Source organism: Lysinibacillus sp. KCTC 33748 (genome assembly GCF_002237755.1).
Taxonomy (GTDB): Bacteria; Bacillota; Bacilli; order Bacillales_A; family Planococcaceae; genus Lysinibacillus.
On record NZ_MWSJ01000043.1, the window covers coordinates 1 to 11,261 of the forward strand.

Sequence of the window (11,261 nt, forward strand, 5' to 3'; positions counted from 1 at the left end):
GGCTTTATCTGCTCTCACGATAATATCAAAAGAACCGTTAGCGTCAGGTGTTGAGCCTAATTCAGATTTTAGTCGAATGAAGAATGGCATTTCTTCGTTGTTTTTTAGCACACCACGTAGTCTTAAATCAGGCTGAGGTGTGATAGGGGAAAGGCTTGTACTAAACTGACAAGTCATTTTCCTGTTTCCTCGTCAGTAGTAGCAGAATTCATGAAAAGAATTGCTATGTTATTATGCGTTACAGAAAGCATTAACTTTTATTTAAATCTAATAGTGAAAGTGTTTGAATCAATTAGTTTATTATTAAACTGTACATACTGATTACTACCATTAAAACTCATAGCATAGCCTTTATCATTCCAACCTGTTACACGAGTAGGGGAGTTGACAAGTATTCCTGTATATCCACTAATTGAATCCATAGCATTACTACTAGGTTCATCAAAACCAATAAATGGTTTACCATACTTGTTTAAGTTATCTTTTGTATTAGCCATTGTATGGACCTCTAATATTTTTCCATATTATAAGGACAACTAGTTTAATAGTTGTCCTCAATCATTGCTGTTTTAAAATCACTATCAATAGGAATAGTAAAAATTCTACCTTTACCTAGTGGTGTTTTGTTATTAGTCACAATCTCATATTCAGTTGTAGTTTTAGTAAAATCAATTGGTTGACTATCAACTGCTGAATCAATCTCTTTAACTATGCCACCTTGAGCTAACATCATATATTCTGCTGTGTTAGGAATCTCTTTCACACGAGTTGAAGTAGGGGATAAAACAAGGTTTTTATTATCTGTTGTTTTAACTACTAAACGTTTTTGAGTGAAATCAGAAGGGGAGAGAGCTTTATTATAGATTTGTAAATCATCTAATTGACCATCAAATGAGAACCCTGTAGCTGAGTAATGTCCTAATACAGACATATTGTGTATACTAACTGCTGTTTCGTTGGATATTGCAGTTGTCTTTGAAACCAATTCTTCATTTAAATATAGTTTTACTGCGCCAGTACTAGTTGTTCCATCCCAAGAAAACATAATGTCATACCATTTGTTTAAATCTAGTATTTTGCTTAGTCCTGTACCAAATATCAAAGTATTTTTTTCATATAAGTTTACATATAAATAACTATTATATAAACCTATTTGTAATCCATTTCCTGCTGAACCTTGAGTTCTTGTTACAACAACACCTTCTTTATTAGAAGTTACTTTTAATTTAAACCTGATTGTTTTTGCGCCATTAGGTATTACAGGAGCATTGAATTTTACTGTTGTAGAGGAAGTAGTATTTCCATTCATAGCAGAGCCTTCACCATTCCAACCAATAACTCTTGTAGCGCCTGTAACTGTACCTACATATCCATTTCCTAGCTTGTCTATAGTGTTTCCACTTGCTTCATCAAAACCAAACGATGCGACACCATATTTTTTCATAGGTTCTGCCCAATCAGATGTAAGATAGTTATATCTAATTAATTCACCATCATCATCAATATCAATTGCGTCAAAAGAAGTCCATACTGTAGGTTCTTTTACTGTGATTGTGATAATGTGATATTCTCTATTAAGACCTGTTTTTTCGTAGACTAGGGCCTTTTGAACTGCACTTGTACTATATTGACTATAAGTTGATTCAACACCATCAACAGTTATCGAAACATCCTTAGGTTTGTTTGTAAAATAATCAGCAATTATTCTAAACTTCGTACCTAAAAAACATATTTGAATCTTATTATCAACTATGTTTGAAGCACGATAAGAGCCCCCATAGTAACCTGCGTTAGTATCAATACCCCATGTTCCTGTATAATCAATCGAACCAACAGTATCATCATATCTTCTCCAACCACTTTCAGGATTTGGTAATGATTGTCCTATTGTTGCCATTTTATTCCGCCTCTGTTATATTCAAAGTATTAATTTTACCAATAGAGTGTGTGAACACTTTTCCACTAGCACCATCAACAGGTTTGTCATTAAAGTATCTATGCTTGTCAAAAGGTACATCTAATTGAATTTCCTTACCTTGTTCAATACCATGTAAAATCATGTTTTTAGGAGAGTTGTCAGGTATATGAATGAGAGTATTTTCTGCAAGAGAATAGTGTTCATCTGTTGTTGGATTTTTAATAGCTAAATAGTCAAAAATTACAAACTCTTTATCCCAAGACCATGTACTTCCAGTGATACTGTATGATGATTTAGATACCAACTCTACAACATTATTGCTATTGCTCATATTATCCATATTGTAATAAGCAATTTTATTTCCCACTTTCCCTTTCTGAGATAGTGCTTCTTCTACACTGACTTTTCCACTCCATATAGAAATATCGTCAATATTGCCATTGAAATGTTGACCGTTGTAACTTGCTGTAGAAAGATTATAACCCCTTGAAATAAATAACTTAGTATTGTTTACAGTCATATTTGCTGTGTCTGTTGTTCCTGTGATTAAACTTATAGTCTGTTTCTTACCATCTATCCATAGTTCATCAGTTGCGGTATTGCTAGTAAAGACCGCTAAAATATGATGAACCCTATTATCTAAAATTTGTGATACATCACTAATACCTCTAATATCAGAACCCCATGTATTAAAACCAAAGCCTTTGATAGTATCATTCATCAAATATAGGTTATATCTTCCATCATTAAACCCTAGAATAGTGTGTCTGCTATTGGCATTAGCCATATCTCCTTTAATAAAAAAAGACACAGTTACAATGTTACTAGGAGAGACAATAGTCCCCCCTTCGATATAAGAACCTGCCTTGAAATTTATAGAATTTCTACTCATTAAATCATTCCTTTTCTAATTGTATTAAGAAGTTAAAATAAAAACAGCACTAGTTAAAACTAATGCTGAGTGGTTTTCTATCTAATTTAGTTGTTAAAAGACCTTCTTCATTTTTTGAGACTTCATCTTGTAAAAGGTAGTTTTTATTAGTAATAATTTTATTAATGTTAAATAGTGGATTTTTACCATATTTAATAAAGTTTTCTTTTGAAGTAAATGGAATAGTTTGTATTATCATAGTTTCATAACCAAAAACAATTTCATCTACCATATTAGTAGCATTATTGAAGTTAGAAATAATTCTTAGTCTATAGATTGAATACCCTTTATTGTTGTTAAAATGATATTCTTTAGATTCACCTTTGCTCCAAGATTTTTCATCTGTTATTGATGATATTGTGTCAAAAGAAACACCATCATTTGAACATTGAATTTCAAATATTTTTGGTGCTCTTTCAGGATATGTTCCATCTGCCCTTAGTGTCATTTTATTTACCTTGATTATTTTGCCAAAGTTAATTTGAATCCAAGCTTCTCCATTGCCTTTAGACTCCCATCTAGAGATTGTGCCATCAAAAGCTCTCCAAGCTTGCATGACTGTACTATATTCACTACTAGCACTTGCAATTAAAGGGGAAGGAGCAGTATTTGAAGTCATTCTCGTTGTAGACCAAGTATCGATTGATTCTAATGAATATGTTTTATTATTTGATTGAAGAAGGGTCTTTTTATAAATTAACTCTTCCATCATTTCTATTTCAGCTATTTCTGGATATGTTCCAACAGATTGAGACTGAGAAATATTAATTCTATACCTTTTATACTCATTAGTATTATTAATGTAGTATTCTCTTTTTTCACCATCTTTCCAGTTTGGAGAGCTGTCTTCTTTGAATAAAACTATCCAATTAACACCATCAAATCCATCGAATGAAAAAATTTTGGGAGAAGTTCTATCAATTCTATTTTTAATAGTAAATTTTATTATCTTTCTAGGTGTTGGAAACTCGCATGAAATCCAACCACTAGAAGAACCACTTGAGGAAGCCCAATAGTTATCTCCTCTATCAAATGCACCCCAAGGTTGGTAATTGATACTATATTCACTACTAGCTGTAGCGATAAATCCATTTGTACTGTTACTTGTCATTTTTGGTATAATATTATCGGTGTAATTTACCATTTTAATCTTTTCACCTCGTTTCTCTAATTAAATACTATACTCAAAGGCTTTTTATCTATTTTAGTTGTCCATAAATCTTCATCGTTCTTCGAGACATTGTCTTGTAAAAGGTAGTTTTTATAAACGATTCCCAAATTTGTAATATCCATCAATATAGTATGTTCCTGCAACACCTTTATCTGTTCTGTCGGATGTTGGTCTTGGAATTGTACTAATATACCTAATTTGCTGTGGGTTGGTAAACTCTATTGTTAAAGTACTAGGAGAACTGGTGTTGGCAGGAGACATCCAATAATTTTGTGATGTAGCTGTACTAAATTGGGATTTGGTTGTATCAAATGCTTTAAATGGCGCACAGTCAGAAATAATAGAATTTTCTGTTTTTTGTAGTTGCGTTACTAAGCACAGCATTTGTCAAAGTATCTGTAGTTGGATTCTTAAACTCTATGATTTGTTTGTTTTTATTATATAGCCTTATTCCGCCAAGTGCTGAATAACTACCTCTTGTTAAATTTCTGAAAACTAATTTCTTGACGACCATCTATTTCACCTCAGTTCTAATACTTCTAATATCGAAATACTTTTTTAAGGCAATAGTTTTACTAAATATTTTTCCAACTTCACCAACACCTAAAATCTCACTTTTATCTGTCATTGCCATAGGTTCTAAAGTTGTAATTGTGCGGTCAACCGGGGGAGATATGATATCCATTCCTTCTTCTAAAAATTGAGTTGAATTAGGTAGAGTATGCGATATTGTTGACCAATAAGCAGGAATATCAGGAGAATCTTTTTCATACATCTCAAATGAACTGACTAATGTATAGTAACTATGATGACTTAATCCAAATTGTAGCTTATAGAATAAATACTCATTACTATTATTGAAATTATAGGTTACTTTAGCATTACTATTAGGATGATTGTTAATAGATAGAAGGTTGTCATAGTTTAAACTATCATAACTACCCAAAAAAGAAAATTCTTTTAATCCATATACGCCACCTGAAATTGGTAAGGATGCCAATGTGATTTTATTTACCATTTTTGGAGCTTCAAATTGGTATTGAAGCCATGATGGAGCGCTTGCATTGGAGCCATTATCATACCAATATGTTGAGTCATTTTTATCAAATGCTCTCCATGCAGGGTCATAAGCGCCCCTTGCTGTTGCCTTCCCTACTGGGCTAGTGTCGCTTGTCATATTGGGTACTACATTAATAGTTGGGTCTTTACCTAATAATTTAGGGGTGAATTTCTTATACTCACCATCATGTAGAATAAATGTTTTATTTTGTATAACAGATTCAAAATAAAACTCATTGAACTGAACATACATTGCTTTAAGATGTATCTTATATCGACCTCTTTTTAGAAGGGGAGATACAATATACCAATCTTCTAAATTGTTTGTTTTTGTTTCTTCGTATATTTGGTAAATACCATTTTCATCTAATTTGTAGATGATTATCTCTTTACCTGTTCCTCCACCACTATCGCTATAAGCTCCACTTGTAGCCCAAAATACGCAGTCATTTTTAACTTCAAACTCAATGTGTGAAGTAGATTCTCTAAGCAACACGGCTCCATAAGTTCCTTGTTTAGATGTGATGCCATCATGTAGAAGACCTTGTAGTTGAGAAGGTGTTATTTGTACAGCGTTACCAAAAGGGGTAGCTAAGTTATACGAAGATATATATTCAAATTCAACTGAGGGATTTGTTTTTTCAGGTATTGTTGTTTTTGCCATTTTGTTCACCTCTCAATATTATTCAAAATTAATACTCAATGGTTTTCTATCTATTCTAGCTGTCCAAAGTCCTTCTTCGTTTTTTGATACTACATTTTGTAAAATGTAGTTCTTTGAATGGATTTGGTTAGAAAAACTTCCTAAAGATGATTGACCATATTTAAGAAAGTTATCAGATGAATTAGATGGTATTTCTGTTAACACTCCACCAGTATTGAAAAATTCAATTTTACCTATAGCTATATAAGAAAAACCATTATTATCTATGATATTTAACTTATAATATCTATATTTTTTTGTGCTTTTAAAAGTATATTCTCTTGTTTCTTTTACAGCCCAGTTTATTTCGTTTTTAGTTTCAAATAATATACTATATGTTACACCATCTTTAGAAGCTAATATTTGAAAGTGTTTTGGTGACGCTGTTATGCTTCCTAAATCATTTCTTGCTGACAACCTCATTCTATTAAATGAATACATTGCTCCAAAATCAATTTGAATCCATCCTGATTTATAATTAGCAGAAGCCCAACAATCTCCACTATTATTATTTGTGCCATTAAATACTCTCCAAGCCTCATAAGAAGAACTCCAAACACTACTAGCACTAGCAACTAGTGGAGAAGGGGTAGTATTAGATGCCATTTTAGTCTCATATAATGAGGCATTATTGGATTCTAATGAGTATATTTTATCTGTTGTTTTATCGGGTGATTGAAGAAGACAATAATCTCTTTTCCTTCCACTCACAAAGATTTCATTGAATTGAACATATGCTCTATTTGGTGATATTCTATATCTACCTGTATCTAAATTATCATAATATTTATACCAAACAGATGTACTTGTAGTTTGTATATTTGAATTTATATTCTCAAATACACCTAAAATATCATTATATTTTTTTAGTGTTGTAGCATTTCCTGTACCTCCTGCTGAATCACTGTAAGCTCCACTAGAAAACCATATCTCAACATTTATATAATCATCAGGTATGAAGAACTCTAAATAGTCTGTTGTATATCTAAGTAAGACAGCACCATAAGTACCTTCTTTTGTTATAATGTCATTGAATAATGCAGTGGGTGTATATGAAGAAGTTCCATTACTAACAACAGCCTTAGGATTCAAATAATCAAATGAAATTTCTTCTCCTTTGTAATTAGAGGGTACGTTAACTCTAGTCATTTATCTCACCTCAGTTCTAATACTTCTAATGTCAAAATATTTTTTTAAATCAATTGTCTTACTAAAAACCTTACCAATCTCGCTATTTAAAACCTCATTTTTATCTGTCATTGTAATTGGCTCTAATTCTGTTACTTCGCGGTCAAATAGGGGAGATAGATTGTCCATTCCTTGCTCTAAGAATTGATTTGAAGTAGGAAGAATAGAGGAAACTGTTAGTGTTTTTTTGGGGGAATATTCAGTTAAAATGGTAGCTTGTGAATAAGTTCCATCACTAGCATATTTACTTTTATCTATACATACTGTGCCAAAAGTCTCGTCTTGTGGATACCATGCTACTAAATTATCCGACATACTATCTTTTTCAGAGAGTTGATACATGTTTGTTGATATTTGCAACTCTGTTCTAGCAACATTCCAAATTCTTGAATCTTTTATTTCTCCTTTAAAATACTCTATATAACCCGAAGTAACAGCAGGGTTAGCTCCTAATGAGAATATAGCAGATGTGCTTCCAACTGCTCCACTATATTTTAACTCACCGACCTTAACACCATTTATATAAAATAAAATGGTGTTGCCATCAAATGTTGTTGCTATATGCGCCCATTGATTTAATGGAAGCTCACTTCCATAACAATATCTATATGCACCATTTAAATAAAATCTTGAATAAGGTTTTCCATTTAGAAGACCTATAGAGTGTCCTCCTGTTTCAACGTTTGACATAATATCTTGATGTGTACTAGTTATTGCATGTGGTCTGACCCAAGTTTCTAATGTTACCAAGTTATATTTGTGGACTTTTGTTGTCCTCATATAAGAACTTGTACCGTTATAAAATACTGAGCTAATCTCTTTTCGCTCAATCTTTTTGTATTTTCCATCATGTAAAATAAGTGATTTAGTAATATAAAGTATTGTCTTTTTAGAGTGATAAGTGATATTAGATGATGTTGTGGGTATATTGGATACTTCATTTATAGAGCCTGTGTCTGCAAATAAATCATACATAATTAAACCATCTATATTGGAAATAAGGACTCTTTTTTTCTCATAGCTTTCTAGGATTTCTGCTTTACTAAGTTCCCTGCTCCAAAATTTTGGAAACTCAAGAATAACACCATCTTTTTCAGTAAAAGAAATCATTTTAAAACTTCTACTATATGAGCTGATAGATGTAGTAGATAGACTAAGCTCTCCATTAATATATATTCTGCAACCTGAGTTTCCTATAGTTATTGCTATGTGATTAGATTTATCTTTCTCTAAAAGAATATTTCCATATACAATACTACCCGGATTTCCATAATTATTCACAGCATGTCTCACACCAATTGAACCCCTAGCATCTATCATCATTTCAGAGAGTGTTCCATTATAGAATAATTTCATTGTTTTATTGAAGTTGCTTTTTAGTTTTAACCAAAATTCAATTGTGTTTACGCTAGGTGTGGATACATCATAATTAATAGTTCCACCTGTTATAGCTCTTGTTTCTATTTTTCTCACCCTTTATTTATCAAAAATATAAAGTTTATCAATTTTTATAAAATCACTTCTATTAACCTTCTGTCTGTGTAAACTTCCTGTATCTGTCCAATATGAATCTAATGTCATATCATACTCGTAATCACGTTTAAGACTTAGTGTAGTTGCTCCCTCTTCATAGAAATCCATTTCTCCTATGCCTGAATATGCATGACCATTGTTCTCGGAGAATTTTATTCTATAGGCATAGTATCTGCCTTTGTTTGATATTTCATAGACATTATCGGTATTCGCTGTAGTCCAAATTTGATTGCTCTGAGTGTCTAAATCATACCAACTGCCATTAATACCATCTGTAGTATCATTGCTTCCTTGAAGAACCCAACTCTTAGGCATTGATTTTAAAACACTACTATTTGTCATACTTCTGATTTTGTACTTTGTGACCCTTTTGTCATTTTTAAAACGAAATCCAAGAATACCTTGTGTAACTCCATTTTTTGAGCAATAACCTTCACTTGAATCTACTTTATCAAAAGCTTTCCAAGGTGAATAAGTGCCATTATACTCAGTCTCAGCAAAAGCAAAACCTTCTGAGGAAGATGTATTTGATGTTAGTTTAGGAACAATATAGCTACCTGCTTTAACTTCTTTTTCTTCAAGAAATTCATTAATATTAAAATCACTTTTAGATATAATAAAAACATCAGATAAAAAGCCTGCAAATAAATCAATTCTCACTTGAATGTACTGTTTAGTATCAGATAGTATGCTTCCATCTTCCGCAGTAGTAACCCAATCAGACCAATCTCTACCATTGTCTGATACTCTTGTTAGCACAGTGAATGTGCTTCCACCATTGATTTCGTTGTCTGTAAATACTTTCTCAAAATCTTGAAAAATATCTCCTAAATCAATTACATCAGAAGTCCAAGAACCTTGGTCTACATATATAGTTCTTCCATCACCATCAACATCAATATCAACTAACTGTAAAGATCCTGTTGTTTTATCAATCATAGTTTTGTCATGCGTTCCTGAGACACCAATAGACAAGCCTATTTTTTTCTTCTCTGTATTACCGCCTACAATAGCCATATGAGCATTTTCCTTTCTTATTCATTAAATATGAATTATGCTTTCTTCTTGTCTATCCCCTGTATCAATAGACTCTATACCACCAATAAAAGTAATAAAGCTACCATTTACGTTTGTGAATGAATTGTCTAAAAACAACACTATTAATTTAGTGTTTTTAGGTGATTTTATTTCTCCTATTCTAGCGTCTAAACCTTTGTTAACTAGATTGTCTTTTAGTTTTTCTAGTGAATATTTTCCTACGTCTATTGTATATACTTTCTCATTTGAAGACTCCAATAAAGAAAGCTTGTTGTTAGATGTTGTTATTTCTAAGTGGTCATTTATATCGGGGAGATTTAACCAAAATCTTTTCATAATGTATTTCCTTTCTTATGTTAGATTTTTAATAATTCAATTAATTTGACCTGATCTATCGGCTTCTAAAGGGGCATAGAAGCGTTCTACTTCAATCCCTACTGATTTGTTGGAAGTGATTTTAACTTTAATGAAATTCCTCTTATAGGAAGAAAATGGAAGTAAAACAACGGGTTGAAAGAATAGTTGAGTACTATCTTTCGTGTAAGTTTTCTTGTAGCCAAAATTAATTGACTTTAAGTTCGATTTTTTTGAATATCTTCTATATTGTTAAAATCAGTAAAGGCTTCTTTATATGTGATAAGGTCTTTGTTTTCAAAGTATGTTGTTAAATGATATGTTTTTCCATCTTCATCAATAATGTACTCAATCTCAATTCTTCTATCATTTAAGTTCAAAGAACCATCGGACATTTCAAAGAAAAACTTCATTGATTGACAAACAAACCAAAACGTATGACCTATGAGTAGGTCATACTCAGCATAGTTTTTACCTTGCATAATCAGTGTTCCAGTTATAGGGAATTCTGATTGTTTCCTGAATTTGTGAATAACATTTTTATCAATCTTTCATTGTATTGAAGTGTTAAAAAAAAACATAAAAAATAGAGTAGGGGAGAAAGCCCCTTACCTAGTAAAATCAATGTTTTATCTCTTAAATATAATTATGTCACTTTTACACGTAATGGTAAGAAACACGTTGCACTAACGAGTTTTTACCTGCTGACGCCGTGGCAATTTAACAACTGATTTGTTTTTATCTTTAACAGCTTCAACAATATTTCCTGTTATGTTTCTATCACCACCATTGCGGTCACCAGTTGCGAATGTTACTTCCAAGTGGTTCTGTCAAATAAACAAAAAACTTCTCCTTAACAAAAACGTTAAGGAGAAGTTTAAAATTTAATTAATTTATGCTTTTTAACTAAGCCAACCCAAAGAGCTTTCAAGTCTTTAATCTTTTGTTTAGCGAAAGCTTCGTTTACATATGTGCATTTTTAGAAGCAGAACTTACCTTTGTCTTCATTGATTGTGATGTAATCATTGTTGGCAAGTTTGTTTTACGTAACCTTTCGGGATTAGGCTTTATCTGCTCTCACGATAATGTCAAAAGAACCGTTAGCGTCAGGTGTTGCGCCTAATTCAGTTTTTAGTCGAATGAAGAATGGTATTTCTTCGTTGTTTTTTAGCACACCACCCAGTCTTAAATCAGGTTGAGGAATGAAAGGGGAAGAGCTTGTACTAAACTCACAAGTCATTCCTGTCGGGAAGTTTGCTGTATTAGCATACAAATGAATATCTTTAACATCATATCCATATTGGTTTTTCAGTACAATCTCATGTTCAAGTGTAGTTTGACCTGCAATGATAATGCCAAAATCAAG

General features: G+C 32.0%; 11 protein-coding genes. All 11 read right to left on the reverse strand.

Annotated elements, in window-relative coordinates; translation table 11 throughout:
* Positions 1-257 precede the first annotated feature (257 nt).
* A complete protein-coding gene (locus tag B1B04_RS24885) occupies positions 258-497 on the reverse strand; it encodes a hypothetical protein (RefSeq protein WP_079564358.1) in 240 nt (79 codons plus the stop codon).
* Between the two features lie 44 nt (positions 498-541).
* On the reverse strand, positions 542-1,897 hold the full coding sequence (locus B1B04_RS24890; protein ID WP_079564361.1) for a LamG domain-containing protein: 1,356 nt from the start codon (positions 1,895-1,897) through the stop codon (positions 542-544).
* A 1-nt stretch (position 1,898) separates the two neighbouring features.
* Positions 1,899-2,810, reverse strand: coding sequence for a LamG domain-containing protein (locus tag B1B04_RS24895; protein WP_079564363.1), 912 nt, complete (start codon positions 2,808-2,810; stop codon positions 1,899-1,901).
* Positions 2,811-2,859: 49 nt separating this feature from the next.
* Positions 2,860-3,993 carry a discoidin domain-containing protein gene (locus B1B04_RS24900; RefSeq protein ID WP_079564366.1) on the reverse strand — a complete coding sequence of 378 codons (1,134 nt, stop codon included), beginning with the start codon at positions 3,991-3,993 and terminating at the stop codon, positions 2,860-2,862.
* Positions 3,994-4,534: 541 nt separating this feature from the next.
* Complete coding sequence (locus B1B04_RS24910) at positions 4,535-5,743, reverse strand: discoidin domain-containing protein (protein WP_079564372.1); 1,209 nt, start codon at positions 5,741-5,743, stop codon at positions 4,535-4,537.
* A gap of 18 nt (positions 5,744-5,761) precedes the next feature.
* Positions 5,762-6,931, reverse strand: coding sequence for a discoidin domain-containing protein (locus B1B04_RS24915; protein WP_079564375.1), 1,170 nt, complete (start codon positions 6,929-6,931; stop codon positions 5,762-5,764).
* Positions 6,932-8,443 carry a LamG domain-containing protein gene (locus B1B04_RS24920; RefSeq protein ID WP_079564378.1) on the reverse strand — a complete coding sequence of 504 codons (1,512 nt, stop codon included), beginning with the start codon at positions 8,441-8,443 and terminating at the stop codon, positions 6,932-6,934.
* 3 nt (positions 8,444-8,446) lie between these two features.
* Positions 8,447-9,520 carry a hypothetical protein gene (locus B1B04_RS24925; RefSeq protein WP_079564381.1) on the reverse strand — a complete coding sequence of 358 codons (1,074 nt, stop codon included), beginning with the start codon at positions 9,518-9,520 and terminating at the stop codon, positions 8,447-8,449.
* A 24-nt stretch (positions 9,521-9,544) separates the two neighbouring features.
* The gene (locus tag B1B04_RS24930) at positions 9,545-9,877 is read right to left on the reverse strand and encodes a hypothetical protein (protein ID WP_079564385.1); all 333 of its coding nucleotides are present in this window, start codon (positions 9,875-9,877) and stop codon (positions 9,545-9,547) included.
* A 236-nt stretch (positions 9,878-10,113) separates the two neighbouring features.
* On the reverse strand, positions 10,114-10,377 hold the full coding sequence (locus B1B04_RS24935) for a hypothetical protein (RefSeq protein WP_079564387.1): 264 nt from the start codon (positions 10,375-10,377) through the stop codon (positions 10,114-10,116).
* Between the two features lie 578 nt (positions 10,378-10,955).
* Positions 10,956-11,261, reverse strand: a 306-nt coding sequence (locus tag B1B04_RS25865; protein ID WP_170939082.1) for a hypothetical protein, incomplete at its 5' end; no start/stop codon positions are given.

Excerpts from the sequence above, each read along its gene's own strand:
- B1B04_RS24885 (WP_079564358.1), bottom strand. The coding sequence starts at position 497 with ATGGCTAATACAAAAGATAACTTAAACAAGTATGGTAAACCATTTATT.
- B1B04_RS24890 (WP_079564361.1), bottom strand. The coding sequence starts at position 1,897 with ATGGCAACAATAGGACAATCATTACCAAATCCTGAAAGTGGTTGGAGA.
- B1B04_RS24895 (WP_079564363.1), bottom strand. The coding sequence starts at position 2,810 with ATGAGTAGAAATTCTATAAATTTCAAGGCAGGTTCTTATATCGAAGGG.
- B1B04_RS24900 (WP_079564366.1), bottom strand. The coding sequence starts at position 3,993 with ATGGTAAATTACACCGATAATATTATACCAAAAATGACAAGTAACAGT.
- B1B04_RS24910 (WP_079564372.1), bottom strand. The coding sequence starts at position 5,743 with ATGGCAAAAACAACAATACCTGAAAAAACAAATCCCTCAGTTGAATTT.
- B1B04_RS24915 (WP_079564375.1), bottom strand. The coding sequence starts at position 6,931 with ATGACTAGAGTTAACGTACCCTCTAATTACAAAGGAGAAGAAATTTCA.
- B1B04_RS24925 (WP_079564381.1), bottom strand. The coding sequence starts at position 9,520 with ATGGCTATTGTAGGCGGTAATACAGAGAAGAAAAAAATAGGCTTGTCT.
- B1B04_RS24930 (WP_079564385.1), bottom strand. The coding sequence starts at position 9,877 with ATGAAAAGATTTTGGTTAAATCTCCCCGATATAAATGACCACTTAGAA.
- B1B04_RS24935 (WP_079564387.1), bottom strand. The coding sequence starts at position 10,377 with ATGCAAGGTAAAAACTATGCTGAGTATGACCTACTCATAGGTCATACG.